Raw genomic sequence first — 25,463 nt, forward strand, 5'->3', positions numbered from 1 at the left:
GCCAGAAAGGCGGCATCGCTCAAATACTACGCGATCAATTTCTCGATGACCTGGCCGCCAAACTGGCTGAGCTGTTTGAAACGGCCCGCGTGGTAGAAGGTGAGCTTGTTGTCGTTCAGGCCGAGCAGACGCAGCAGGGTGACGTGAAGATCGCGGACGTGATGCACTTCTTCGACGGCCTCCATGCCGCGATCATCGGTGCTGCCAATGGTGTGCCCTGCCTTCACGCCGCCACCGGCGAGCCAGACGGTCATCGCTTTCGGATTGTGATCGCGCCCATAGGCGGTGCCGCCGCGCACGCCATTGTCCGGGGTGCGGCCGAATTCACCGCACCAGACGATGAGGGTGTCTTCCAGCAGACCGCGTTGTTTGAGGTCTTTGATGAGGGCGGCGATGGGCTGGTCTACTTGATGGATAAGATTCCCATGAGCGCGCTCGATGTAGTCGTGACTGTCCCAGGTGCCGGCGTAGAGCTGCACGAAGCGCACGCCTTTTTCCACGAGCTTGCGCGCGAGGAGACACTTGCGGCCGAAGGCGTCGGTGGCATCGCTGCCGATGCCGTACATGGCTTTGGTCTTTTCGTCTTCCTTGCTGAGGTCCAGCGTTTCCGGGACCTGGGTCTGCATGCGGAAGGCGAGCTCGTAGTTGTGCATGCGGGCGCGCAGTTCGTCGTGCCATGGGTGAGACTCGGCATGGCGTGTGTTCAGTTGTGCGAGGAGGTCGAGATTGGCGCGCTGGTGGTCTGATGCGATGCCCTGCGGTGGCTGGAGATCGAGGATGGGCGAGCCTTTGGGACGCAGCGGGGTGCCCTGGAACTGGGCGGGGAGGTAGCCGTTGCTCCAGTTTGCGCTGCCGCCTTGGGGATAGCTGATTTCTGGCAGAACGACGAAGCCTGGGAGGTCCTGATTTACGGAGCCGAGGCCGTAGGTGACCCATGAGCCGATGGCGGGATCGCCACCGAAGCGGTTGCCGCAGTTCATCTGATACATGGCGGTGGGGTGATTCACGGAATCCACCTGGCAGCCGCGGAAGAAGCAGAGTTCATCGGCGACACTGGCGAGGTGCTTCCAGGGCTCGCTCATCCATGCGCCGCTCTGGCCGTGCTGGGCGAACTTGAAGGGTGACTTCACGTAGTAGCGCTTGCCGCTTTCCATGGCGGACTTCTGCTTTCCTTCGCGGGTGAACTCCTTGAGGTGGAGTTTTTCGAGAACGGGTTTTGGATCGAAGGTGTCGATGTGGGAGGGGCCGCCTTCCATCATGAGGAAGATGCAGTTTTTGGCCTTGGCGGGGATTTGCTGGGCCTTGGGTGCGAGTGGGCCGGTTTGTTCTGCGGCGAGCAGGGAGGTCAAAGCGACGCTGCCGAGGGAGGTGCCGAGGCCGTAGATGAATTCGCGGCGTGTGGGCGCATGCAGTGCGCGTGCTCCGGCGCAGGGGAAGAAGGGCGTGTTCATGGCTCAGTAGAGGTAAACGAATTCGTTGGAGTTCAGGAGGACCAGGCAGACGTCTGCGAGAGCGCGTGTTTGAGCATCGACATCGGCGGGCTGGAGATCGGGGATGAAATCGGCGTAGCCAGGGAGCTTTTCCTGGAAGCTGAATTTCTCGCCGGTGTTTTCCTCCACGGCATCGCGTTTCACGCTGAGAGGGGGCTGGGGTTGCTTGAAGGCGATGGCGGCCTGCCTGGATACCATGGTGTGCCAGTGTGTGGTGCAGGCGGATTTCTCATCGGCGGATGGAGGGCGGCCATAGGCGAGCTGGAAGATGCGGGTGATGGCGTCTGCTGGCTTCTCCTTGATGACACGATTTGCGAGTGCGAGGGCGCGATCATAGGTGGCCTGACCATTGAAGAGGCTGAAGACCTGGGGGGTCACGGTGGAGACTTCGCGGGCTTCGCAGGAGAAGTCGGGGCCGGGTTCGTTGAAGACTTCCATGAAGGGGTCTCGCACGCCGCGAATCTTCAAGGCATAGAGGCTGCGGCGGTGGCGCTGTGAGGGCAGCGCATTCGGCACCCAGGCGGCGGCGAAGGTGCCCATGACCTGGCGTGGCTGCATGGCCACTTCGATGTTGATCTCGGGACGATTTGGGATGCCGCCGAGGGTGGAGTTGAGTTCACCGGTGATGCTGAGCATGGCATCGCGCATTTCTTCGGCCATGAGGCGGCGGGGTTTGAAGACGGCGTAGGATTTTTCGGCTTCTTCGTGGCTTAGCTTGGTGCCTTCGGCTTTGAACTCGGAGCTGCGACGATAGGCGGCGCTGGTCATGATGAGGCGGTGCATTTCTTTGATGGACCAGTTCTTCTCCACGAGCGTGGCGGCGAGCCAGTCGAGGAGTTCGGGGTGGGTGGGCTTTTTGCCGGTGCTGCCGAAGTTGTTGGGATTTCCGGCGATGGCCTGACCGAAGTGCCAGAGCCAGAGGCGATTGACGATGGCGCGGGTGGTGAGCGGGTTGTCCTTGCCGGCGATCCAATTGGCGAGCGCGGTGCGGCGGCCTTCGATGGCATCGGGGAACTCGACGCTGCCGAGCACGGAGAGGACGCCGGGTTTTACGGGTTGAGTGGGGGAGAATGGATCGCCGCCGCCGAGGATGGCGGTTTGCTCCAGCTCGCCGGTGGTCATGCGGTCCTGCGGCATGCGGATGGGCTGATTGATGCTGGTGATCTGCGGCGTGCGGCCATCATAGACGCTGAAGGCATAGGGCTCGTATCGTTCGAGCTCCCACTTGAGGCGTTCGAGTCCTTTACGCGCGACGCGTTCGTTGCCGTAGTCTTCGGGCTCGAAGCCGACGAGCTTGGGCGGGTATTGGTCTTCGGGTATGTTTTGCTTTTGCAGGATGGCGCGGGCGGTTTCGAACACGCCAGTGAAGCTGCGGTTCTTCTTCATCTTGCCGCCGTTGGCGATGAAGTCGCGAGCGGAGGTGACGGCTTTGTTCCATGCGGCAGGATCCAGTTTCTTTTCAGCGAACCATTTCCCGGCATTGGCTAGCATCTTGTCGTCAAGGCGGGCGAGCATGGTCATGTGCTCGATGCGGCGTGATTCCAGGTATTTCTTTTCTTCGAAGCCGGCGGTGTTTTCCGAAGGCAGGAATGGCGCGGGACGTTCGGCGAGCTGGGTTGTGCTGAAGCAGGCCTGCATGGAGTAGTAGTCATGCGTGGGCACGGGATCGAATTTGTGATCGTGGCAGCGGGCGCATTGCAGGGAGTGAGCGAGGAAGGTTTCTCCGACGCTGTTGGTCACGTCATCGAGGAAGCGCTGACGAGCGACTTTGGCCACCTCCATGCTGGTGAGCTCCCAAGGGCCCATGCGGAGGAAACCGGTGGCGATGAGGAGTTCGGGGTTGGGGAAGGTGCGGGCAGGAGTGCCCGCATTACTTTCCTGCATCTCGTCTCCGGCAATTTGTTCTTTGATGAACTGATCGTAGGGTTTGTCGGCATTGAAGCTGCGCACGGCGTAGTCGCGGAAGCGCCAGGCGTTGCCGCGTTCGTAGTCGTTGGCGAAGCCGCTGCTGTCCGCATAGCGCGTGACGTCGAGCCAGTGGCGGGCCATGCGCTCGCCGTAGTGAGGGGAGGCGAGGAGGCGGTTGACCAGATGGTGGATGCTGGATGGTTGATCCTGGATGAACTCTTTTTCGAAGGCTGCGATTTCTTCGGGGGTGGGCGGGAGGCCGGTGAGGTCGAAGGTAGCGCGGCGGATGAAGGTGTGGGCATCGGTGGCGGGTGCGGGGTGCACGCCTTCGGGCATGTGCAGGGCGATGAGTTCGTCGATGGGGTTGGGGCTTGTGACTGTCGGTTTTTTCACCGGTTGATAGGCCCAGAGACCTTCGGGCTTGTAGCGACGATTGGCCCATTCGGGCGAGAGTGCGCCGGTGGTTTTTATGGTGACGCCATCTTCGGAGCTCCATTTTTCGGCGTTGGCTTTCGCGATGGCGCTGCGTTTTGTTTCATCTGGCCAAGGGGCACCGCCGGAGATCCAATCTTTGATCCAGTTCAGTTGCTCCGCGTAGAGTTTGTCGGCTTCCTTGGGTGGCATGGGGTCCCAGTCGGCCTCGTGCTGGCGTGTGGAGGCGAGGTAGAGGGGACTTTGCTCGGGTTTGCCGGGGATGATGGATGGCTTCTCGCTCTCGCCGCCTTTGAGCGCGGTTTCCTGCGTGCGCATGTCGAAGCCGCCTTTGATTTTTTGTTCGTCATTGCCGTGGCAGGCGAGGCACTTCTCTTGGAAGAGTGGCCAGACGCGACGTGCGAAGAGGGCTTCAGCGTCCTCGGCTGAGAGCGAGGTAGCGGCGAGCAGGGAGAGGATAAGAACTTTGCCGGTCATGGCTGGGGAATAAAAAGATATGCAGGTGCCAACGGCCAAGGGGGCTGATTTAGAGTCTGGGCGTGTTGTGAAATTACGGCGCCGATGTGAGGCGGCGCTTTTTGCAGACGCTGCTGGTGAATGCTGGGTGCAGCGAAGTGATGGGTTTGCTTCCTGGTCGTGTGTTGCCATACCCAGGGTCGCCTCGCTGAGGCTCGGCTGACCCCGGGCTGAAATCCGCAGCCCCTTTGGGGCTGATGTGTGGCGGAGCGGAGTGGAGCGCGACGAGGCGGCAGGGACGTTCGCCCAGAGCCGATAAAATATCGGCGCTCCCAGTGGGCGCTGGTCCAAGCGACGTGGTAGACCAAGCAGATGAGCGAAACCCCGCTTTAACAGAGTGGCATGCGTGTCAGTCGGGTTTGCCATGGTTGTAGAGGGTGCTGATTTCAGAGGCGCTCAGAACGTTGCTGAAGATGGCGAATTCATCGATGGCGCCGTTGAGGTTGCGGATGGGGAACTGGTGGCCCTGAGTGGGGAGGCCCCAGTTGCCGATCTCGCAGGGGCCGAAGACGATGGCGCGGCCGGGCTGGTGCAGCGGGGAGATTTCGTGGCCGACGGGCTGACCATCGAAGTATTGGATGACCGTGCCGCTGGTGTTGTCATAGGTCACGGCGAGGTGGTGCCAGCGGCCGAGGCTGTCGGCAGTGAAGACGGGCTTGCTGTAGTACATCTGGTTGTATTTGGCATTCTTCGCAGCGTCCGCGGGACGATACATGACGGAGAACATGAGGCTGCCGTCTTCGTAGATCTGCCAGTGGGGCTCGCCGTTGTCGTAGCCGTCGGTGAGGAGCAGGGAGTTGTACTTTTTGTCCACGGAGTCGACCTTCACCCAGCAGGCGAGGGTGAGAGCGTGATAGGTGCCGTCGAGATTCAGGCGGACGCGGTCACCGGGGCGCTTGAACTCCAGCGCGGTTTTTTCCGGCCAGCGGCCCTGGGTCCATGCGGCACCGACGGCACCACCGGCGCGCTGGGGGTGGCGGGGCTCGGTGACGTTTTTCACGAGGCGGTCCCAGCGATCGTCTTCGAGGTGCTTGAAGGTGTAGTAGGCTATGAGGCGCGGATCTTTGCAGGCGTTGAGGGACCACTGCTGCCAGTCGGCGAAGCGCTGGGTGTCGCGTTGTTTCACGAGACCATGGAGTTCGCTGATGGAGAGGAAATCCTGTGGTGTGACGGTGGTGGTTTTGGCGGAGGACAAGGACATGCCTTGTTTCAAGCTTGCGGGTGATTGCGAGTTTGTGTGGGCGATGACTTCGCCTTCGAAGACGTGCACGGCGCTGGTGTCGTCTTTGACGTTGAGTGCGAACTCGGTGCCGAGGTCTTCGAGCTTCATGCCGGGGGCGTGCATGAGGAAGCCTTTCGCAGCAGGTGACACATGGACGCGCACGCGGCCGCTCAGGCAGCGCGCTTCCCAGGCGGAGAGGATTTCGATTTCAGCGCTGCCTTCGATCAAGGCTGTGGCGCCGCTGAAGAATTCGATTTGTGCGAGGCCTTGAGTGAGCTTGACGGTGCCGGGCTTGAGGGTGTCGCCGCTGCGGAGTGTGGTGGTGAACCTGGCATCCATGGTCTGGCTGAGCATGGCGACGCCGTTGGAGGTGGCTTCGGTTTCGGCCTGATGGCGAGGCCAGAGGATGAAGGCGCAGGCGATGACTGCGGCGGCTGCGGTGAGGGCTGGAAGCCAGCGGCGGGTGGGACGCTTGGGCGTGGATTTTTGCAGGCGGCCGGTGTTTATGGCTGGCTGTTGCAGCAGTCGGGCGTGTTGATCGACGAGTTCGAGATAGCGCTGGCGTGCCTGCCAGTCTGAGCGCAGCAAGTCTTCGAGCTGGGCATGTTGCTCGGGGGTGATTTCGCCGTCGATCTCGGCGTGGATGAGGGAGTCGAGGTTCATGCGAGGCCCTCCACTTGAAGCTGGCGTGTGACGCATTCATGCAGGCGCTGGCGCAGCAACTCCAGATTGCGAAAAAGGGTGCGGCGGCTGAGGGAAAAGCGGCTCATCATCTCTTCGGCGCTCTGGCGCATGGCGTAGCGGCTGGTGACGAGCTCCTGATCCTGCGCGGTGAGTTTTTGCAGGCAGGCATCGAGGAGACGCAGGCGCTCATCGAGACGCGGCTCGATGTGGGTGCGCTCGCTGGCGAGGAGATCCATGACGTCTTCGCTGAAGAGCAGCGGGGAGCGTGCGGATTTCTCGCGGTGCTTTTGCACCTGGAGGTAGGCGAAGCGGTAGGCCCAAGGGAGGAAGGGGCGGGTGGTATCGTATTCGGTGAACTTGCGATAGAGGGCGAGACTCGTTTCCTGCAGGATGTCGCGTGCGTCCGCCTCGCGCGGGACGAGGCTGAAGATGTAACGAAACAACGGCTCCTGATGCTGGGTGAGCAGCAGGACGAGTGTTTCGGTGGAGGTGGGCGAGTCTGGCATGGGCACAGTGTATTCCCGGCGGTGGGCGGTGCAGTGCCAAAATATTTTCGGAGAGGGGAGGCCAGAGGATTGACCACGGAATACACTGAATACACGGAAACCAGAGTTGGATTGATGCTTCCGTGTGTTCCGTGGGCGCTCTGTTCGGGTGGCGGGAGAGCGAGCAGCAGATGGCTTGAATGGAACATGAAGAAGGGGACGTTGCGGTGGGAGCGGTTTATCGCCAGTTTGTGCTGAAAGACCGGACGTCCGCATTGCATGAATCTCAAATCTCTCGCCCAGCATCTTGGCATTTCGGCCAGCACGGTCTCGCGTGTGATGGCGGGGCGGGGTGATGAGTTTCGGATTGCGAAGGAAACGCAAAAGCACATTCTCGATGAAGCTGCGGCGATGGGTGTGCGACCGGATGAGCTGGCGCGCAGCCTGCGGCTGCAAAGCACGAGGACGCTGGGGCTGGTGATTCCGGACATTTCCAATCCGTTCTTTGCCGCGCTGGCGCGTGCGGTGGAGCGGCGCGCGCGAGCTCTGGGATACACGGTGCTGCTGGCTGACTCGCAGGAATCTGCGGAGGTGGAGGCTGAATGCATCCGCATGCTGCTGGACCGTCGAATTGACGGACTCATTCTCGCACCTGTGGGAGGTGACTCTGAGCACCTGCGGCCGCTTATCGACTCCCGGCTGCCGCTCACGCAGGTGGACCGTGTGTTTACCTCGCTGAAAACGGCTGCGGTGGTGGCGGACAACTTTGCTGGAGCGCGTGAAGCGGTGCGAAGGCTGGTGAAGCTGGGACACAAACGCATCGCGTGCCTGCAGGGCAGGGAGGACAGCTCGGTCATTGCCGAACGGGTGCGTGGGTATTGTGCGGGATTAGAAGAAGCGGGGGTGAGGTTTGAGAGGAGGTTTCTGGTTGGTGGTGAGCATTCGCTGGCCATTGCACGTGAGCACACACTGAAGCTCCTGGACTTGAGGCCGCGTCCCACGGCGATTCTGGCGCTGAGCAATCAGCTTGCTCTTGGGGCGTTGGAAGCGGTGCGTGAACGAGGGCTGGTGATCCCGGATGATCTTTCGCTCATTGCCTTTGATGAGCAGCCCTGGGCGTCGTTGCTCTCGCCGCCGCTCACGACGCTCGCGCAGCCGGTGGAGGAGATGGGGACTGTGGCGGTGGACAGATTGTGCGCACAGATCAAGCAGGGGGCCAAGGCTTCGCGGAAGGCGCTGACGACACTGCCGGTGCGGCTGATTGAGCGTGCATCCATCGGTCCAAAGAAGAAAGATTGACCGAAAGGCTTCCTGTTGCACAATCGTTTGCGCAAAATCACCTTTTCCTGCCATGAAATGCCTCATTCCACTCCTTTTTGCCGCCCTGGCGCTGCTTTCCTGCAAGCCTGCGGGCGAGACCGCCTCCTCTCACTCCGGCAAGCCGAAGGTGGCGCTGGTGATGAAGTCGCTGGCGAATGAGTTTTTTCAAACGATGGCCGAAGGGGCGAAGAAACATCAGGCGGCGCATGCAGGTGACTACGAGCTTTTGGTGAATGGGATCAAGAACGAGACGGACCTGGCTGAGCAGGTGGGGCTGGTGGATCAGATGGTGTCACAGGGAGTGCAGGCCATCGTCATTGCTCCTGCGGACTCGAAGGCGCTCGTCACGGTGCTGAAGCGTGCGAAGGAGGCGGGTGTGCTGGTGATCAACATCGACAACAAGCTGGATGCGGACACGCTGAAGCAGGAGGGGCTGAGCATTCCGTTTGTCGGACCTGACAACCGTGCTGGAGCGAAGGCGGTGGGTGAGGTGCTGGCGAAAAAACTCCAGGCGGGTGATGAGGTGGCCATCATCGAAGGTGTGACCACGGCCTTCAACGGGCAGCAGCGCAAGGCGGGCTTTGAAGATGCGATGAATGCGGCAGGAATGAAGATTGTGGCGTCACAAAGCGGGCAGTGGGAAATGGAGAAGGCCAATGGCGTGGCGGCGGGAATCCTGGCCGCGAATCCGAATGTGAAGGCGCTGCTGTGTGCGAATGACAACATGGCGCTAGGTGCTGCGGCTGCCGTACAAGCAGCGGGCAAGGTGGGGCAGGTGCAGATCATCGGGTTTGATAACATCGCCGCGGTCAAGCCGTTGCTGGCGGATGGTCGCGTGCTGGCGACGTGCGATCAGCATGGGGACAAGCTTGCGGTGTTTGGCATTGAGGCCGCACTGAAAGTGCTGAAGGAAAAGACAACGCCTGCGGATCAGCAGACGCCGGTGGATGTGGTGGTGAAGTGATCTCTCTTTTTCACCATGCGCCGCTGGAAAGACTTCTTCATCCTCATTGCCGTGCTTGCGGCAATCATCTTGCTCTTTGGGCTGATGCGGGACAGCTTTTTCAGCATGGGCACGCTGGGGACAGTGGCGAACCGGATTCCGGCGCTGGCGCTGGTGGCCACGGGGATGACGCTGGTGATGGTGACGGGTGGGATTGATCTTTCGGTGGGTTCGTTGCTGGGATTTTGTGGCGCGGTGACGGGGGTGCTGATGGCGGATCTGCACTGGGGGCTGGCCATGGCGGTGCTTGCCAGTGTCGCTGTTGGAGCTGTGATCGGCAGCACGACGGGCGCGGTGAGTGTGAAGCTGCGACTGCCTTCATTCATTGTTTCGCTGGGCATGCTGGAGATTGCGCGTGGGCTGGCGTTTCTGACGACGAACTCACAGACGAAGTACATCGGCGCGGATATTGAGGCGCTGGGTGCACCGTTTGGCGGGCTGGTGATTTCGCCTGCGTTTGTGATCAGTCTGCTGATGGTGGCGGCAGGGCAGGTGATGCTCTCGCAGATGGCCATTGGGCGGCATTTGATTGCCATCGGGGCGAATCGTGAGGCGGCGCTGGTTTCGGGGCTTTCGGTGGATCGTCCGCGCATTTTTGCGCATGCGCTGCTAGGCGCGCTGACGGGGCTGGCGGCGGTGTTTAACTGCTCGCGGCTTGGGTCTGCTGATCCGAATGCGGGCACGGGTTTTGAGCTGGGGGCCATTGCTGCGGTGGTGGTGGGTGGCACGAGTTTGATGGGCGGACGTGGCTCGGTGTTGAAGAGCTTCATGGGCGTGCTGATCATTGCCACGCTGGAGGCGGGATTGATTCAGGTGGGAGCCTCGGAGCCGGTGAAGCGTGTGGTAACCGGGCTCGTCATTGTTGCTGCCGTGCTGGCGGATACCTGGAGGAGGAAATAACAGACATGAGATCACTCGTTTTTTTACTGCTGTTTGGTGCATCGGCTTTCGCTGAAAAGCCGCGCATCATCTTTGACACAGACATCACCGGAGATGTGGATGATGTGCTGGCGCTGACGATGTGCCACACGCTGGCGGATCGTGGTGCGTGCGAGTTTCTTGGGGTGACGATCTCGAAGGACAATCCGCTGACGGTGAGTTTTGTGGATGCGCAGAACACGTTTTATGGTCGGCCTGATCTGCCGATTGGGGTGACGCTCGATCCGACGGCGCAGAAGCGGGCGAGCAGTTATCTGAAGCTGGCGGATTCGCCGGACTATCCGCATGATTTGAAACAGAATGAAGATGCGCGTGAGGCGGTGGACCTGCTGCGTGAACTGCTGGCGAAGCAGCCGGACGGGAGTGTTTCGATCATCAGCGTGGGCATTGCCTCGAACATGGCGAACTTGCTGAAATCGAAGGCTGATAAGCATTCACCGTTGGATGGTCCGGCGTTGATCCGGCAGAAGGTGAAGATGCTATCGATCATGGCGGGAGCGTTTGCCTTCTGCAATCATACGAACTACCATCTGGAAGCGAATGTGATCAATGGCATCGGATTCATGCAGACGGTGGCGAATGAATGGCCGGAGGAGGTGCCGGTGTACTGGAGCGGGTATGAAATCGGCGAGGCGCTGCCGTTTCCGCGAGCCAGCATCGCGCAGGACTTTGGCTATCTGTCCCACCACATCGTGAAGGAGGCTTATTTGCTGCACAGCGGACCTGCGCATGACCGGCCGTGCTGGGATGAGAGCAGCGTGCTGTTTGCTGTGTTTCCTGAGCGTGAGTTTTTCGGCCTGTCATTGGCTGGGCGCGTGAGTGTGGGCACGGATGGCTTCACGCGCTTCATGCCGCCGGGCAAAGATGGCAAAGGCGGCAAGCGAGACCGTTTTCTCACCCTGACCTCCGTGCAGCAGGCACGCGTGCTGGAGGCCATCGTCCAAACCACAGTGCAACCACCCAAGAAATGAAAAAACTCATCACCCTATTCCTCTGCGCGCTCTGCGGCCTGTCCCAGGCGGCGCCGGTCAAACTCATCTTCGACACCGACATGGGCAATGATGTCGATGACATGATGGCGCTGGCGATGATTCACAATCTGCAAAAGCGCGGCGCGTGTGAACTGCTGGCTGTTACGATCACGAAGGACCATCCGCAGGCGGCGGCTTTTGTGGATGCGGTGAACACGTTGTATGGGTATCCCGACACGCCCATTGGTGTGGTGCGTGATGGCGCGGCGAAGGAAGCGGGGAAATTCAATCTGCTGGCGGATGAAAAGAATGCGGACGGCAGCCTGCGATATGCGCATGATTTGAAGAGTGGAGCGGATGCGCCGGAAGCGGTGGGCCTGATCAAGGACATCCTGGCAAAGCAGCCGGATGGCAGCGTGGTCATCGCGCAGGTGGGCTTCTTTACCAATCTGTCGCGTCTGCTGGATTCGCCGGGCGGGAAGGAATTGATCGCGAAGAAGGTGAAGTTTCTCAGCATCATGGCGGGTGCGTTTCAGACGGTGCAGTGGGACACGCGACATCTGGAGTACAATGTGAAGCTGGATGTGCCGGCGGCGCAGAAGCTGGCCAAGGAGTGGCCCACGCCTATCGTGTGGAGCGGTTATGAGATCGGTGTGGCGGCGGCGTTTCCGCATGTGGTGATCGAAGAGGACCTCAACTACATCCCGCATCATCCGTTGAAGGAGGCCTACTATCTTTACAATCCGCCGCCGCATGATCGCCCGACCTGGGATCCGACGGCAGTGCTGTATGCGGTGCTGCCAGAGCGCGGCTACTTTGATCTTTCGCCGCCAGGGAACGTCGTGGTGGAAAATGATTCGGCCACGCTGTTCCGCCGCAGCAAGGACGGCAAGGGGAAACACCGCTTTCTGGTGATGAGCCCGGAGCAAACGGCGCGTGTGCGCGAGGCGATTGTGCAGCTCAGTGTGGAACCTCCAGCCGACAAGAAGTGATGGCTGAGAGGCGCCCTAAAATTGTCGTCGTTGGTTCGCTGAATGTGGACCACACGCTGCGTGTGCCGCACATTCCTGCGCCGGGAGAGACGCTCACGGCGAGTGGCATGCTGACGTGCTTTGGTGGCAAGGGTGCGAACCAGGCAGTGGCGGCAGCGCGTGCAGGCGGTGCGGTGAGCATGATTGGCTGTGTGGGGCTGGATGACTTCGGGGCGCGATATATGGAGGCGCTGGAGAGTGAGGGCATTGATACGACGGGCGTCTTGCGTTCGGCGATGCCTACGGGATCGGCCTTCATCGCGGTGGATGATCGTGGTGAGAATTCCATCATCGTGAATGCGGGTGCGAATCATGCGATCACGACGGAAGATGTGGAGAAGTATGCCGGGCTGATTCGTGGGGCGGATGCGCTGCTGCTGCAGCTAGAGTGTCCGCTGGCAGTGGTGCAGCGGGCCGCAGAAATCGCACGTGATGCAGGTGTGCGGCTGGTCTTGAATCCGTCGCCGTTGAGTGCGGTGTATCTCGCGGCGCGATTTGCGGTGGATGTGTTGATTGTGAATGAGGGGGAGGCAGAGCAGATCACGCCGCAGAGAAGTTTGCGTGAGGCGATGTGCCGGCATTTGATCATCACGCGTGGTGCGGATAGCACGCTGAGCATCACTGAAGATGGCGTGACGGAGATCGAGCCGCCGAAGGTGATGCCGGTGGATACGGTGGGCGCGGGGGATACGTTTGCGGGGGCGTTTGCTGTGGCGAGCAGCGAGGGAAGAGGAGATGCGATTCGTTTTGCGAATGCGGCGGGTGCACTGGCGACGCTGAAGGCGGGAGCGCAGCCTGCGATTCCGATGAGGGCGGAGATAGAGGGGTTGATGCGGGGGTGAATGTCATCGCGGCAGGCGTGTGGCGGAACTCGTTACAGACGCTGCTGGTGAGCGCGGTGTGTGGCGGAGTGATGGGTTTGCTTTCCGAGGTTCTATGACTTTACCCAGGGTCGCCTCGCTGAGGCTCGGCTGACCCTGGGCTGACTCCGCAGCCCCTTTGGGGCTGGTATGTGCGACGCTATGTGTAGCTATCGAGAGATTTGAAGTATGAGCGAGTTGAGCGGCCTGCGGAAAGCGGTAGCTGCGTTCGTTCCTCACTGCGCGACCGCACTCCAAATGGGGAGGCTCACGCGAGCATCTGCTTGATCACGTGGCCTTCGACGTTGGTGAGGCGGCGCTGGACGCCGTTGTGTTCGAAGGTGAGGCGTTCGTGATCGAGGCCGAGGAGGTGGAGGATGGTGGCGTTGAAGTCGTAGAGGGGGTGGATGTCCTTCACGGCTTTCTGGCCGAGGTCGTCGGTTTCTCCACAGCTCACGCCGGGCTTGACGCCTGCGCCGGTCATCCAGCAGGTGAAGCCGTCGGGATTGTGGTCGCGGCCTTTGGCTCCTTTTTGGAAGAAGGGCATGCGGCCGAATTCGGTGCACCAGACGACGAGGGTGTCATCGAGCAGGCCGCGTGATTTGAGATCGCGGATGAGGGCGGCTGCGGGTTGATCGAGGATGGGGGCGTGAACGTCGTACTGCTCCTTGAGGGCGTTGTGGCCGTCCCAGTTGAGCTTGCCGCCGCTGGCGTAGGCGCCGTTGAAGAGCTGCACAAAGCGCACGCCTTTTTCGATGAGGCGACGGGCGAGGATGCAGTTCTTGGCGAAGGCTGCTTTCTCGGCGTTTTGCGTGTCGTCGGCACCGTAGAGTTTGAGGATGTGCGCGGGCTCGGTGCTGAGATCGCTGATCTCCGGAACGCTGAGTTGCATCCGTGCGGCGAGTTCGTAGCTGGCGATGCGTGCGGCGAGCTTGCCATCGCCGGGATGGGCTTCCAGATGGCGGGCATTCATGCGCTGGAGGAGGGTGCGCGCGGCCTGATCCGTGGCGGGTGAGACACCCGTGGCGGCGAGATGGCGCACGGGGGCTTTGGAGCTCATCGTGGTGCCTTGAAATGCGGCTGGCAAAAAGCCCGGACCCCAGTTGTTGGCGCCGTTTTGCGGTACGCCGCGTGGATCGGGAATGGCGACGTAGGAGGGCAGGTCCTGGTTCTCGCTGCCAAGCGCGTAGGTCGTCCATGCGCCGAGGGAGGGGAAGCCGTCGAGATTGAAACCGGTGGAGAGGAAGTTCTCGGCGGGGCCGTGCGTGTTCGACTTGCTGGTGAGGGAATGCACGAAGGCGAAATCATCCGTGAGCTCCGCGAGATGCGGGATCATGTCGCTTACCCACTTGCCGGTCTGGCCGCGCTGGCGGAAGGTGTATTGCGGGCGTGCGAGATTGCCTGCGGGTCCTTGGAAGGTGACGGCGGGGCCACCGTGCAGGGGCTTGTCGTCCCATTTGATGAGCTCGGGTTTGTAGTCCCAGGTTTCAAGCTGGCTGACGGCACCGGCGCAGAAGATGACGACGACGTTTTTCGCCTTGGCTGGGAAATGCGGCTGGCGTGGGGCGTAGGGGCGCGCGGGATCGATGATGGGGCCATTCGCTTGCGCCGCCAACAGGCCGTCGAGGCCGAGGAGATTGGTCAATGCGATGGAGCCGAGGGCCGTGGCGCTGCTGCCGAGGAAGCGGCGGCGGTCGAGCAATGCGTGGCCGGCGGGGGAGAGGTGTTCGGAGGGGTGGATCATCGGCTCAAATGAGGAAGGTTCATTTGGTACTCTCCACAACGGGGGGAGATTTAACGATATAGCGTTTCGTGAACCTCATTTTTTGGAGTGAGCAGATGTGGGGTGTGAGTTATGGGGTATTTTCACGCGCTCATGAACGGGCGGGCTGTCGCCACACCCATTCTACGGTACGGCATGTTGGCGCGTGAGCGTTGTTTGTTTCGAGGGCTTCTCGCATACCTTTGGCATGCGGCTTTGAATGTGGGGCTGTTGTGTGACTGGTCCGGTGGTTCACGCTGCACCGCTTCGCGGTTTCGCTTCACCACCGGCTATTTTCTCTGCTCCCTTCGGGAGCCGCTGAGTGGATGAATTCTTCTGGGCTGCGAGCAGCCGATCCATTTGGGCATATGCTTCTTCAGCGCATACTCGCGGCATCTGCGAACGCACTTGGCGCAGCTTTTTGGATAATTGGTCGAAAGTCATGATCAATCCGGTACTGCCACTGAACGCCGCATTTTGGATGAGCAAGCTCATGGCACAAAGAGGAATTCGTTGCTGTTGAAGAGCGCGCGGCAGAGGGCGGGGAGGCCGTGGGTTTGAACGAGTGGGGTAGAGTCGGCGAGTTCTGTGGCGGTGGGGGGGCGGCTGAGGGAGAGCTGGTAGGCGAGGGTGATTTGTTTGGCGGGGTCGGTGCCGGCTTGCTGCTGGATGCGAGTGGCGAAGGCGGTGGATTGTTCGAGGGTGAAGAGGCTGTTGAAGAGATTGAGGGCCTGGATGGGGGTGGTGCTTTCGATGCGGCGGGCGGTGCTCTGGCCGGCATCTGGGCAGTCGAAGGCACCGAAGACGGTTTCGGGCTCGCGGCGCACTTTGTGGGCGTAGATCATGCGGCGCTGGTTCTCGGCATTGAAGGTCTCGATGGGATCGAAGCCACTGAGGCCGCCGCGTTGATCGAATAGATTGAAGCCGCGGCCATACATCTGCAGATTCAAACGACCGCTGACGGCGAGCATGGAGTCGCGGATGGATTCGGCTTCGAGACGGCGGGAAGGGTAGCGCCAGAGGTAGCGGACGTCGGAATCGAGAAGGGGGCCTTCATTTATGATTTTTGATTTATGATTTATGATTTCGCTGCCAGTCGTGCGGGATGCGGAGGGCGGTGGCTGATCATGAGTCTGGCTTGATTGAGCGTAGGTCTCTGAGAGCAGGATGAGGCGGTGCATGTGTTTTACGCTCCAGCCGCTGCGGATGAATTCGGCGGCGAGATAGTCGAGGAGTTCGGGGTGGGTGGGCTTCATGCCCATGCGGCCGAAGTCGCTGGGGGTTTGCACGAAGCCGGTGCCAAAGTGGCCCTGCCAGATGCGGTTCACCATGACGCGGGCGGTGAGGGGATTCTGTGCGCTGGCGATCCAGTCGGCGAGGGCGCGGCGGCGGTCCTGTTCGGCGGATTCTTTGGGGAGTGTCACGTTGCCAAGGGCGCTGAGCACGGCGGGTGTGACGGCTTCCTTCGGCTGCTCGGGATCGCCGCGATTGAGGAGGTGGATGTCGTCCGGGGTGCGGAAGGTTCCGGCGAAGACTTTCTGCTGGTTGACTGCCTGGGCGATTTGTTTCTCGGTGCGGGACTTTTCCTCGAAGAGCGGGCGGGCGCGTTTGTTTTCGGCCGGAGTGAGTCCCTTGAGTGTGGGCTTCGCGAGCTTCTTGCTTTTCGGATCAAACTTCTGCCGGTCGCTGGCATCGGCGACGGTGTGCCACTGGCCGGCGGCATCGCTGATTTCGATTTGGTAATCGGTGGCGAGGCGGTCGGTGAATTTGCCGTCGCGGTCACGGCTCCAAACGACGCGCTCGACGGTTTGCTCCTGCGGGAACTCGAGCTCGACCCAGCCTTTGCCGAGTGTGTTGGAAAGCCAGCTGCGGGAGTTGCCGTAGCGGCCGTCATTGAGGAATTTCAGCTCGTGGCGCTCGGCCACGCCGATGTCGCCGGAGGATTTGCGCTTGGTGCCGGTGGTGGCGAGGGCGACGTTCTCGCCGCAGGTGTTGAAGACTTCGAGCTCATCGATGCAGGGCTCAAGATTGGTGGTGGCCTTGATGGTGAAGCGCAGGCGCTGCGTTTTTACCGGTGTAAAGCGGTCCGAGTTTTCACGGGCGTTGATCATGGGGCGCTCGGCGCCGGATTTCGCCATGGGCACGAAATGGGCGAGTTCTTTGTCGATTTCAGCGAGGCGTGCTTTGAGCTTTTTCTCCTCGGCGCGTGCGGCTTCGGCGGCGGGTGTGTGCAGGTCGCGGTCGGCGTATTCGACACCGGCGACGAAGGCCTGCATGGCGTAGTAATCCTTGGCGGTGATGGGGTCGAACTTGTGATCGTGGCAGCGTGCGCAGCCGACGCTGAGGCCGAGGAAGGTCTGGCCGATGTTCATGACCATCTCATCGATGGAGTCCTGCCGTGCGAGGCGCTTGGAGGCATCGTCCTTGCCGATCTGGCCGGGCAGCAGCACGGAGGCGGTGACGAGGAATCCGGTGGCGGCGTCCTGGCCCATGGCATCTCCCACGATCTGCTCCTTGATGAAGCGATCATAGGGTGTGTCGTTGTTGAAGGCGCGGATGACGTAGTCGCGGTAGGGCCAGGAGTTGGGGCGCTCGGTGTTGACCTCAAAACCGTGTGTGTCGGCATAGCGCACGACATCGAGCCAGTGCTGCGCCCAGCGTTCGCCGTAGCGTTCGCTTTGCAGCAGGCGGTCCACTAGATGCTGGATGCTGGATGCTCGATCATGGATGAACTCTTTTTCGAAGGCGGTGGTTTCTTCGGGTGTGGGTGGCAGGCCGGTGAGGTCGAAGGTGATGCGGCGGATGAGTGAGACGGGATCTGCGGGAGGGGAGCGGTGGAGGTTTTTTTCGGCGAGCTTGGCGTCGATGAAGGAGTCGATGCTTTGAGGAGAACTTGGAACTTGAAGCGGCTTGAAGGACCAGTGATCGCGGCGGTCTTCGAGTTTGGCGAGATCGACGCCGTCGGGCCATGGGGCGCCTTCGTTGATCCAAGTGGTGAGGGTGGCGATGTCGCTGGCGGGGAGCTTGCCTTTGGGGGGCATGAGTTCATCGTCGTCATCGGTGGTGATGAAGTGGATGAGCGGGCTGTCGCTGGCTTTGCCGGAGATGATGTCGGGCGAGTGTTTGTCTCCGCCTTTGAAGGCAGCGGCTTTGATGTCGAGGCGGAGGCCGGACTTTTGTTTTTTCTCGCCATGGCAGCTGTAGCAGTGCTTCTGCAAGATGGGGCGGACCTCGCGGACGAAATCAACGGCAGCGGCAAGGCTGGAAGAGGTGAGGAGAAGGAGAGCGGCCAGCTTCATGAAGTGGGATCAGCGGTAAGGATTGCCTGCGGCGTGCAGGGCGCGGAGTTCATCGTCAGACATGGCGCGGCCGAGCAGGAGGAGTTCATCGACACGACCGCTGAGCTTGCGGTCCTGCTGGTTCCAGTTGCCGATCTGCGCGGGGCCGAGGCGTGCGGGGTGCGCGGTCTGCAGGTGAGTTTCACTGTCGAGCTGACCGTTGAGATAAAAGCGCACGGTGCCGCGTGTGGAATCATAGACGGTGGCGAGGTGAACCCAGCGGCCCTGCTCTGGCAGCACGGGGGTGCGGGAGTCGGGGTGGCCCTGGCGCTCGGTGGAGCCGGGGGCGAGGGTGTTGCCGATGAGGGCGAGGCGCATGGTGGTGTCGCGGTTGATGATCCAGTGCACCTGGCCGGGATTGTTGCCGCTCCAGCCATCCGTATGTAGCAGGGACTGGTAGGGCGCGCCGAGGCGGTCAATGCGCACCCAGGCGGCGAGCGTGAGCTGCGGCCAGTCGCGGCCGCCGCCGACATCGAGTTTCAAGTGATCGCCCACATTCACAAACTCGGGGGCGTGGGAGCCGGGCCAGCGGCCCTGCACGCTGCGGTACACGCCGGGGAGTTCTTCGGCGGATTCGAAATCGAGCAGGGCGATGAGCGCGGGGTCTTGCTTCAAAGCGGCGACGGCTGCGGCGGAGCGCGCGCGCTGACCGGCGGCGAGTCCGGCGGTGAGGCCGGGGAGTTCATCGGGCTGGATGAAGGCGGAGGAGCGCAGCTCGCGTGCGGTGCTGGCACCTTGAGCAAACGACACGGCATCGCCACCGCGCAGGCTTTGATTGGCCTGCGAGCCGGAGGCCTTGGTGATGACTTCGCCTTGGAAGACGTGGACCTCGGCGGAGCCGCTGGAGGGCACATCCACGCCGAAGCGTGTGCCGAGATCCACGGCGTCTCCGGTGGGGGTGATGACGGTGAAGCCTTTGGCTGAAGGTGGGACATCCGCAGCAAGGCGGCCGCGCTTCATGTGTAGACGCTGCGCGGACTCAAAGCGAAACTCCGCCGGGGCTTCGATGACGATGCGTGCGCCGCGTGCAGTGGTGAGGGAGATGCTGCCTGCGCTGATGGCATAGGATTCGCCGCGCAGTTTGGTGCCATCTGCCAGCTCCACCACGCCGGCGGCTTTGCCCACGGTGGCAAAGGCGCGATGGGTGTCCTGCCAAAACCACGCACCGAGCAGCAGGGAAATGCAGGCGGCTGCGGCGAGCCAGCGTGGGGAAGCGGTGAGCCAGCGGGCAGGCTTCACGGGCTTAGCGGCGACTTGAGGCGGTGCCCAGTCTGCCGCCAGCGCAGCGAGGGCGGAGTCCACGTTGAGAAGCTCGGCGAATTCACGGCGTGCCTCGGCATCGGCGAGCAGCAGGGCATTGAGCTGCTGCAATTGCGGCGGCGTTATGGTGCCGTCGAGATAGACGGTGGTGAGAACTTCCAGCTCTGCTTTCATGAGGCCACCTCCTGTGTCATGGCGCGGCGGATGCAGTCCAGCAGAAGCTTGCGCATGCGGTGCAGCCATTGGTAAAAACCGGGGACGGTGCGGCCGCTGCCTTGCGCCACGGTTTGGATGCTGGAGTCCGGTTGATAGGCCTGCATGAGGAGGCCGCGCTGCTCTTCGGGCACCTTTTGCATGCAGAGCTCCAGGGCCTCGCGCTGGCGCTCCAGCAGGGGCTCGATGGCGGTGGTTTCCTCGGCGATCTTGGTGATGACCTCTTCGTCTAGCACCAGGCGGTCGCGTCCGTGATCCCGCAGCCAAGCGAGGACCTCGTAGCGTGCCACGCCGAAGGCCCAGGCTTTGAAATCTGCGCCCTCGTGCAGGGTGTCGAATTTCTCCCACAGCACCACGCTGATCTCCTGCATCACGTCATCGGCGTCCGCCCGAGCGGGCACCAGCCGGCGCACGTGGGCGCGGATGGCGGGCTCATGCGCGGTGAAGCTGCGCAGGAAGCGGTGGTGGCGTTCGTTTTCGGAGGGAGACATGAGTGGGCTTATGTTCTTATCTCCGCCAGACGGGCTGATTTTACGGATGAATGTGAATTGACCCAAAACAGAGGTTTGCAGGCGGGAGCTGTTACTTTTTGCTTCCCGAAATGTAAATAAACGCTTATTATCAAGCTATTACGCCTATCGAGGCTTCAATCTGCCACCCCCTGCGCATGCCGCCACCTGTCCTCCAAGAACGCCATTCAGTTCGTAAGAACGAATTTGCGCCTTTGATTGAGTGTGACGAGTTGCTGCGGGAGCTGATCGCCCAAGGGGGGCCGATGCCGAATGACTATGCGCAGATGAACCGCACGCTGCGGCTGCTGGGGGATGCAGTGCGGGCCAAGGTGATCGCCCGGGATGATGTGCTTGCTTACGCTCAAGACGTTACAAACCGGCATCTGGAAGGGACGATGCAGGCGCGGGCGCTGGGAAAGAAATACGGCTACAGCGGTGATTTTGAGATCATTGAGGCCATCTACACGCTGCAGATCGCCCAAGAGCCGCACCTGCGGCGCTGGGATCTCTACTTCCATTCGCAGGCTGCGCCGAATGCGGTGCGCAATAGGAAGGCCTACTTTCACCAACTGCTGAACTCCCACTCCGCCGGGCGCACCAAGGCGCCGCTGAGCGTGCTGAACGTGGCCAGCGGCCCGGCGCGGGACGTGCGCGAGTGGGTGCTGGACAACCCGGACTGTGATGTGTTTTTCGACTGTGTGGACGCCGAGATCCACGCCATCGAGCGGGCGAAGAAGCTGTGTGCGCCGTTTGCGAAGCGGGTGGAATTTTACCACCGCAATGTGCTGCGCTTTCTGCCGGCCAAGGGCTACGAGCTAGTGTGGTCGGCGGGGCTGTTTGACTACCTCACGGACCGGACGTTTGTCTTTTTGCTCAAGGCCCTGATGGCCGTGACCAAGCGTGGCGGGGAGGTGGTGGTGGGGAATTTCTCCGACCACAACCCGAGCCGCGACTATATGGAGCTGCTGGGCGACTGGGTGCTGCAGCACCGCACGCGGGATCACCTGCGCGCCCTGGCGCTGGAGGCGGGAGCGCCAGCGGATTCGATCGAGGTGATGTGGGAGCCCGAGGGCGTGAATCTGTTTTTGCATATCCGGCGGTAGAGGGGCGCGGACCAGGCTAGTCGGGGTGCAGCCCTCTGAAAACCATGCCCGCAAAGACGACGGCACACCAAATGATGAAAACTGTAAGCAGGCAGCGGTCTGACCTTTGGCGGGTTTTGTCATCATAGTGGGGACGCTGGCCACCTTCTTTTGTGGGTCTCATTTTGTCGATGCGCCATCGCATCATGAGGCCAGCCAAGGGGCCGCCCCAGATTCCGAAGATCAAACAAGTGGCCGGGAGCATCCAGGAAGAAACGCCGTCAGGCGGATACTGAATGCCGCGCGCCGCCAGCTCTCGCGTGGCGGTGCCGAGGGCGGCTTCCTCCCAGGGTTTTGTCCAAATATCGCGGAAGTCCAAGATCTTGAAGAGATGCTCTGTGGGGCACTGCTCAAGATACAGAGTTTCATTCGTCCAGATCTGCGTGGGGGCGAGCCTGGGACCAACGGCAGCGAGAGCTCGTGCGGCATCCTGCGGTTTGACGAAAAGCCGCTGACCTGCGGACCAGCTCTCGAGAAAGCGGCGCAACTCGTCCACCTCAGATTCGCCGTGGGCAAGTTCGCAGGGGATGCCGAGTTCAAACAAGGTCAGGCATGCGAGCTGCCCGTCCTCCGCGGATCGAACTTCACCGATGGCGATGTAGCCATGGTGCTCGACATGGTCATCGTGATCATGTTCGGAGGTTTGGTGGTAGGCCATCTATTGCGCGAATACCCGGCGGCAGCCGGATGGCAAGGGGAGAAGTGAAGCGGGGGCTGGTCCAGGCGGCTGCGGCATGAAACCATGGCATCAAATTCATGCGAAAGAGATGCCGTCATCTCCATCACTCACTTCCAAAGGCCGCGCCTCGATGCGCTCAAGTGTCTGTGTTTTGCCATGGTTTGCCACGATTGGGCAGGTGCTCTGAAAAAAAGATGCCATGATGCCGTGCTTAGGCGTGGCATCTGGCATCAAATCCGGCTGGGAGCCGTCTGCCAGCATCAGACAAACCAGAAGAACAGGATGGCGATGCTGGTTGGGAGCAGGGCTCCGAGGAAGAGGCGCAGGGGGCTGATGCCTTCGTTGTTGAAGGCCTTGGAGCTTTGCAGGATGCCGATGCCGGCGGGATTGGGGGCATTGGCGATGACGGTGAGGCCGCCGCCGGTGACGGCTCCGGCGACGAGGGCGTATTGGAGTTTGGGCGAGATGCCTTCGACCAGGGAGCCGAGATAGGTTAGGGCGGCATTGTCGGTGAGGGCGGTGAGGCCGGTGGCGCCGAAGAACATGCTGGAGCCATCCAGCCCGGCGATGAGCGGCTGCAGCCACCAGGACTGCAGCGAGCCGAGGGTGACAAGGCCGGCGAGAAAGTAGCCGACGAGCAGGCCCTCACGCAGGCGCAGATCGTCCTGATACTCCTGCGTGGCGCTGACCATGCCGAGGAAGATCATGAACACGCCGAAGAAGACATCCGGGTGATGCGCGAAGAGGACGACGAGCGCCAGGAAGACGACATGCAGCAGCGTGAGCCATGCGGGCAGGGGCCGCGCGGGCTGCTCCACCACTTCCACCCGGCTGAGCTCGGCCCGGTAGAAAAAGGTGATGAGGGCGGTGGCGACGATGCAACTGGCGATGGCACGCCAGCCAAAGTGGGTGAGCATGAACCAGGAGTCCCACTGCCACTTGGAGGCGACCATGAGCACGGGTGGAGCGGCAAAGTGCGTGAGCGTGCCACCAATGGAGATGTTCACAAACAGCAGCCCGAGCGTGGCGTAGGCGAGGCCTGCGCCGATGCCGCAGTCAAAGTAACGGCGTTTGAGGAGGATGGCGATCAGGGTCATCGCCGCAGGCTCGGTGATGAGCGAGCCCAGCAGGGTGCCGAAGGAAAGGGCGGCAAAGTAGTAGGCCACGCTGGCCTGGAACGGCAGCATGCGTGCGAGGCCTGAGATGCAGGTTTCAGCGAGCTGCACCACGGGACGGGTCGCCGCCACGACCATGACGACAAAGACAAACTTGGGCTCCGTAAAGTTCAACCCCTCGATGTAGACCACCGCGTCATGGAGCGAGTGTTTCAGCGCGGCGATTCCCGCGAACAACGCCGCCCCCCAAAGGCCAAAGACGACCTCGGTTTCCGCCAGGAAATGCAGGATGTTCTCCATGATGGAGCCTTCGGGATAGCGATGGGCCCAGTGGGCGAAGCGCTTGACCGCAAAGGTGTGCAGCACGGCGAGGGCGAAGAGCGAGGTCGCGAGGATTTCGATGGGGGAGGCGTTCATGCTTTGAAGGTGTCAGTCACCGGCAGATGCGGGTTTGGAGTCCTGTAGATGTGGGATGAGGTAGCAGGCGAAACCGGGTTTGTCGTGCGCTTCTGCGGCATGAATGAGCCGCCCGAATACCTCTCAAATGCATGTGGTGCATCCATCGACTGCGTCGTTTGCGATTCCTTCGCTGCCTTCAAAGACCCTTGAACAAAGATTGTGCGAATTCTCTCATGATGGGGGGCTGCGGTTCGTAGCCTGATCTTGCCTTGGCTCCGTTGCTGCGTTTCTCTTTGCACCCCCTATGAAACATACTCACCTCATCCGAAGGTCCCGCTGCGCGGGCCCGGACTTCCATGATCATTTGCCCGCATGAGTTTTGATCTCTGGGTGACCCTCCTCACGCTTCTGGGCGCCGTCATGCTCTTTGCCACGGAAAAGCTGCCGGTGGACATCGTGGCGCTGCTGGCCGCGGCTGTTCTGCTCATCACGGGTGTGGTCACGGTGGAGGAGGGAATCGCGGGCTTTTCCAATCCAGCCGTCATCATCGTGGGCTGCATGTTCGTGCTCAGTTCAGCCCTGCAGAAGACGGGTGCGCTGGATGCCCTGGGCAGGCTGCTTGCCAAAAGCGGCGGCAGCAGCCCGGGCATGTTCTGCATGCTCGTCATGCTCTGCGTGGTGCCCGTGTCCGCCTTCGTCAACAACACGGCGGCCGTTGCCGTCTTCCTGCCGCTGGTCATCGCCGCTGCCGCTGCGAAAAAGATCCCCGCCTCGCGCGTGCTCATCCCGCTGAGTTTTGCCTCCCAGTTTGGCGGCGTGTGCACGCTCATCGGCACCTCCACCAGTCTTCTCGTGAACTCCATCTACGAGAAGTCAGGTCTCGGCAGCTTCAGCCTGTTTGAATTTGCCCCGCTGGGACTGTTGCTGACGGTTGCGGGGGTTGCCTACCTTGTCTTTTTCGGGGGCTGGCTGCTGCCGGCGCGCCGTGCGGAGCAGCTCACGGACGTTTATCAGCTTGGCGAGTACGTCACGGAGCTGCGCGTCATGGCGGGCTCTCCGCTCATCGGCCAGCGCATTGGCCAGACTCCGCTGTCACGTGAGCATGACGTCACCGTGCTGGAGATCCGTCGTGCCACCCACACCCTCATGGCCGCCGCAGGTGAGTGCGTGCAGGAGCAGGATCTTCTGCTCGTCCGCGCCAGGCCTGACAAGCTGCTGGCAGTCACCACCAAGCTGAAGCTTGAAATCGAGCCCGAGTTCAAGCTGCGGGATGAAACCATCCGCTCCACCGAGGTGAAACTCTGTGAAACCATTGTCCCGCCAGGCTCGCCCTTCATCGGGCGCACGCTGGCGGAAATTCGCTTTGGCCAGAAGACGGGCGTCATCGCCCTCGCGGTGCAGCGCACCGGCCAGGTGCTGCGTGAAAAGCTCTCCAGCGTGAGGCTTCGCATAGGAGATGCCCTGCTGCTGCTGGGAGAGCAGGCGGGCATCGACCGCGTGCGTGCGGAGGACGGCCTGCTCGTCCTCAACGAATTGGAGGCGCCAGTGCGCCAGCGTGGCAAGACATTGCTGGCGCTGGGGGTGTTCGTTCTTGTCGTCGTGCTCGCCGCGCTGAAAATTTTACCCATTCTTGTGGGGGCGCTCGCGGGAGTGCTGGTGCTCATCATCCTGCGCTGCCTGCGCCCGGAGCAGGCCTACGGTGCGGTGGACTGGCGTGTGCTGGTGATGCTGGCGGGCATCCTGCCGTTGGGCATCGCCATGCAGAAGACCGGCGCCGCACAGACCATCACGGATGTGGTGCTCCGCTTCGCGGGGAGGGATGATCCCGTGGCTTTGCTTGCGGCCATCTATCTCGTCACCGCGATCCTCACGGAGTTCATGAGCAACACTGGGGCTGCCGTGCTGATCGCCCCCATTGCCATCGCCACGGCGCATAGCATCGGCCTTGATCCCAAGCCCTTCCTGGTGGCCGTGACGTTTGCCGCCTCCACCAGCTTTGCCACCCCCGTGGGCTACCAGACCAATACGATGGTGTACAATGCGGGCGGTTATCGCTTCAGTGACTTCGTCCGTGTGGGGGTGCCCTTGAACCTGCTCTTCTGGGGCCTGTCCGTTTATTTCATCCCGCTGTTCTGGCCGTTTGTGGCGCGGCCTTGACGGGGAGGGGGGGCGGGCACGGTGT

Annotated in this window: 19 protein-coding genes; 8 read left to right on the forward strand and 11 right to left on the reverse strand. The window is 61.5% G+C overall.

Going from position 1 to position 25,463, the window contains the following annotated elements:
* Positions 1-26: 26 nt before the first annotated feature.
* From AC3RLQ_RS30910 to AC3RLQ_RS30925, 4 genes are all read right to left on the reverse strand, one after another.
* Positions 27-1,451, reverse strand: a complete 1,425-nt coding sequence (locus AC3RLQ_RS30910; protein WP_493032894.1) for a DUF1501 domain-containing protein — start codon at positions 1,449-1,451, stop codon at positions 27-29.
* A 3-nt stretch (positions 1,452-1,454) separates the two neighbouring features.
* Positions 1,455-4,307 (reverse strand): PSD1 and planctomycete cytochrome C domain-containing protein, encoded by a 2,853-nt coding sequence (locus AC3RLQ_RS30915; protein WP_493032896.1) that lies wholly within the window; start codon positions 4,305-4,307, stop codon positions 1,455-1,457.
* Between the two features lie 388 nt (positions 4,308-4,695).
* Positions 4,696-6,231 (reverse strand): LamG-like jellyroll fold domain-containing protein, encoded by a 1,536-nt coding sequence (locus AC3RLQ_RS30920; protein WP_493032898.1) that lies wholly within the window; start codon positions 6,229-6,231, stop codon positions 4,696-4,698.
* Positions 6,228-6,758 carry a sigma-70 family RNA polymerase sigma factor gene (locus AC3RLQ_RS30925; protein WP_493032901.1) on the reverse strand — a complete coding sequence of 177 codons (531 nt, stop codon included), beginning with the start codon at positions 6,756-6,758 and terminating at the stop codon, positions 6,228-6,230. The genes AC3RLQ_RS30920 and AC3RLQ_RS30925 overlap by 4 nt, the downstream gene beginning before the upstream one ends.
* A 258-nt stretch (positions 6,759-7,016) precedes the next feature.
* Between AC3RLQ_RS30925 and AC3RLQ_RS30930 the strand changes: the two genes are divergently transcribed.
* From AC3RLQ_RS30930 to AC3RLQ_RS30955, 6 genes are read left to right on the forward strand one after another with little or no spacing between them, the layout of a single operon-like run.
* A complete protein-coding gene (locus tag AC3RLQ_RS30930) occupies positions 7,017-8,036 on the forward strand; it encodes a LacI family DNA-binding transcriptional regulator (RefSeq protein ID WP_493032903.1) in 1,020 nt (339 codons plus the stop codon).
* Positions 8,037-8,088: 52 nt separating this feature from the next.
* Positions 8,089-9,021, forward strand: a complete 933-nt coding sequence (locus AC3RLQ_RS30935) for a sugar ABC transporter substrate-binding protein (protein WP_493032905.1) — start codon at positions 8,089-8,091, stop codon at positions 9,019-9,021.
* A gap of 15 nt (positions 9,022-9,036) precedes the next feature.
* Positions 9,037-9,960 (forward strand): ABC transporter permease, encoded by a 924-nt coding sequence (locus AC3RLQ_RS30940; protein ID WP_493032907.1) that lies wholly within the window; start codon positions 9,037-9,039, stop codon positions 9,958-9,960.
* A 5-nt stretch (positions 9,961-9,965) separates the two neighbouring features.
* A complete protein-coding gene (locus AC3RLQ_RS30945; protein WP_493032909.1) occupies positions 9,966-10,970 on the forward strand; it encodes a nucleoside hydrolase in 1,005 nt (334 codons plus the stop codon).
* Positions 10,967-11,962: a nucleoside hydrolase gene (locus AC3RLQ_RS30950; RefSeq protein WP_493032911.1), complete on the forward strand. Its 996-nt coding sequence runs from the start codon at positions 10,967-10,969 to the stop codon at positions 11,960-11,962. Before AC3RLQ_RS30945 ends, AC3RLQ_RS30950 begins: the two co-directional genes overlap by 4 nt.
* Positions 11,962-12,843: a ribokinase gene (locus AC3RLQ_RS30955; RefSeq protein WP_493032913.1), complete on the forward strand. Its 882-nt coding sequence runs from the start codon at positions 11,962-11,964 to the stop codon at positions 12,841-12,843. Before AC3RLQ_RS30950 ends, AC3RLQ_RS30955 begins: the two co-directional genes overlap by 1 nt.
* 286 nt (positions 12,844-13,129) lie before the next feature.
* Here AC3RLQ_RS30955 and AC3RLQ_RS30960 read toward each other — a convergent pair whose 3' ends face one another.
* The 5 genes from AC3RLQ_RS30960 to AC3RLQ_RS30980 form a co-directional block, all read right to left on the reverse strand.
* Positions 13,130-14,605, reverse strand: a complete 1,476-nt coding sequence (locus tag AC3RLQ_RS30960; RefSeq protein ID WP_493032915.1) for a DUF1501 domain-containing protein — start codon at positions 14,603-14,605, stop codon at positions 13,130-13,132.
* A gap of 270 nt (positions 14,606-14,875) precedes the next feature.
* A complete protein-coding gene (locus AC3RLQ_RS30965; protein ID WP_493032917.1) occupies positions 14,876-15,118 on the reverse strand; it encodes a hypothetical protein in 243 nt (80 codons plus the stop codon).
* Positions 15,115-17,922, reverse strand: a complete 2,808-nt coding sequence (locus tag AC3RLQ_RS30970; protein ID WP_493032919.1) for a PSD1 and planctomycete cytochrome C domain-containing protein — start codon at positions 17,920-17,922, stop codon at positions 15,115-15,117. The genes AC3RLQ_RS30965 and AC3RLQ_RS30970 overlap by 4 nt, the downstream gene beginning before the upstream one ends.
* A 9-nt stretch (positions 17,923-17,931) precedes the next feature.
* Complete coding sequence (locus AC3RLQ_RS30975; protein ID WP_493032921.1) at positions 17,932-19,395, reverse strand: LamG-like jellyroll fold domain-containing protein; 1,464 nt, start codon at positions 19,393-19,395, stop codon at positions 17,932-17,934.
* Positions 19,392-19,925, reverse strand: a complete 534-nt coding sequence (locus AC3RLQ_RS30980; RefSeq protein WP_493032923.1) for a sigma-70 family RNA polymerase sigma factor — start codon at positions 19,923-19,925, stop codon at positions 19,392-19,394. The genes AC3RLQ_RS30975 and AC3RLQ_RS30980 overlap by 4 nt, the downstream gene beginning before the upstream one ends.
* 176 nt (positions 19,926-20,101) lie before the next feature.
* On the opposite strand from AC3RLQ_RS30980, the gene AC3RLQ_RS30985 reads away from it, so the two are divergent.
* The gene (locus AC3RLQ_RS30985) at positions 20,102-21,049 is read left to right on the forward strand and encodes a class I SAM-dependent methyltransferase (protein WP_493032925.1); all 948 of its coding nucleotides are present in this window, start codon (positions 20,102-20,104) and stop codon (positions 21,047-21,049) included.
* A gap of 16 nt (positions 21,050-21,065) precedes the next feature.
* Here the strand turns inward: AC3RLQ_RS30985 and AC3RLQ_RS30990 are convergent, their stop codons facing one another.
* Entirely contained in the window at positions 21,066-21,746 is a 681-nt protein-coding gene (locus AC3RLQ_RS30990) for a hypothetical protein (protein ID WP_493032927.1), read from the reverse strand.
* A 281-nt stretch (positions 21,747-22,027) separates the two neighbouring features.
* A complete protein-coding gene (locus AC3RLQ_RS30995) occupies positions 22,028-23,299 on the reverse strand; it encodes a putative Na+/H+ antiporter (RefSeq protein WP_493032929.1) in 1,272 nt (423 codons plus the stop codon).
* A 354-nt stretch (positions 23,300-23,653) separates the two neighbouring features.
* Here AC3RLQ_RS30995 and AC3RLQ_RS31000 point away from each other — a divergent pair, with 354 nt between their 5' ends.
* Complete coding sequence (locus AC3RLQ_RS31000; protein WP_493032931.1) at positions 23,654-25,438, forward strand: SLC13 family permease; 1,785 nt, start codon at positions 23,654-23,656, stop codon at positions 25,436-25,438.
* Positions 25,439-25,463: the final 25 nt, after the last annotated feature.

The sequence above is a fragment of the Prosthecobacter sp. GW821-HT29F12 genome, assembly GCF_058803405.1.

What these genes read in the sequence shown, in the direction of transcription:
- AC3RLQ_RS30910 (WP_493032894.1), bottom strand. Translation starts at nt 1,451, where the DNA reads ATGAACACGCCCTTCTTCCCCTGCGCCGGAGCACGCGCACTGCATGCG.
- AC3RLQ_RS30915 (WP_493032896.1), bottom strand. Translation starts at nt 4,307, where the DNA reads ATGACCGGCAAAGTTCTTATCCTCTCCCTGCTCGCCGCTACCTCGCTC.
- AC3RLQ_RS30920 (WP_493032898.1), bottom strand. Translation starts at nt 6,231, where the DNA reads ATGAACCTCGACTCCCTCATCCACGCCGAGATCGACGGCGAAATCACC.
- AC3RLQ_RS30925 (WP_493032901.1), bottom strand. Translation starts at nt 6,758, where the DNA reads ATGCCAGACTCGCCCACCTCCACCGAAACACTCGTCCTGCTGCTCACC.
- AC3RLQ_RS30930 (WP_493032903.1), top strand. Translation starts at nt 7,017, where the DNA reads ATGAATCTCAAATCTCTCGCCCAGCATCTTGGCATTTCGGCCAGCACG.
- AC3RLQ_RS30935 (WP_493032905.1), top strand. Translation starts at nt 8,089, where the DNA reads ATGAAATGCCTCATTCCACTCCTTTTTGCCGCCCTGGCGCTGCTTTCC.
- AC3RLQ_RS30940 (WP_493032907.1), top strand. Translation starts at nt 9,037, where the DNA reads ATGCGCCGCTGGAAAGACTTCTTCATCCTCATTGCCGTGCTTGCGGCA.
- AC3RLQ_RS30945 (WP_493032909.1), top strand. Translation starts at nt 9,966, where the DNA reads ATGAGATCACTCGTTTTTTTACTGCTGTTTGGTGCATCGGCTTTCGCT.
- AC3RLQ_RS30950 (WP_493032911.1), top strand. Translation starts at nt 10,967, where the DNA reads ATGAAAAAACTCATCACCCTATTCCTCTGCGCGCTCTGCGGCCTGTCC.
- AC3RLQ_RS30955 (WP_493032913.1), top strand. Translation starts at nt 11,962, where the DNA reads ATGGCTGAGAGGCGCCCTAAAATTGTCGTCGTTGGTTCGCTGAATGTG.
- AC3RLQ_RS30960 (WP_493032915.1), bottom strand. Translation starts at nt 14,605, where the DNA reads ATGATCCACCCCTCCGAACACCTCTCCCCCGCCGGCCACGCATTGCTC.
- AC3RLQ_RS30965 (WP_493032917.1), bottom strand. Translation starts at nt 15,118, where the DNA reads ATGAGCTTGCTCATCCAAAATGCGGCGTTCAGTGGCAGTACCGGATTG.
- AC3RLQ_RS30970 (WP_493032919.1), bottom strand. Translation starts at nt 17,922, where the DNA reads ATGAAGCTGGCCGCTCTCCTTCTCCTCACCTCTTCCAGCCTTGCCGCT.
- AC3RLQ_RS30975 (WP_493032921.1), bottom strand. Translation starts at nt 19,395, where the DNA reads ATGAAAGCAGAGCTGGAAGTTCTCACCACCGTCTATCTCGACGGCACC.
- AC3RLQ_RS30980 (WP_493032923.1), bottom strand. Translation starts at nt 19,925, where the DNA reads ATGTCTCCCTCCGAAAACGAACGCCACCACCGCTTCCTGCGCAGCTTC.
- AC3RLQ_RS30985 (WP_493032925.1), top strand. Translation starts at nt 20,102, where the DNA reads ATGCCGCCACCTGTCCTCCAAGAACGCCATTCAGTTCGTAAGAACGAA.
- AC3RLQ_RS30990 (WP_493032927.1), bottom strand. Translation starts at nt 21,746, where the DNA reads ATGGCCTACCACCAAACCTCCGAACATGATCACGATGACCATGTCGAG.
- AC3RLQ_RS30995 (WP_493032929.1), bottom strand. Translation starts at nt 23,299, where the DNA reads ATGAACGCCTCCCCCATCGAAATCCTCGCGACCTCGCTCTTCGCCCTC.
- AC3RLQ_RS31000 (WP_493032931.1), top strand. Translation starts at nt 23,654, where the DNA reads ATGAGTTTTGATCTCTGGGTGACCCTCCTCACGCTTCTGGGCGCCGTC.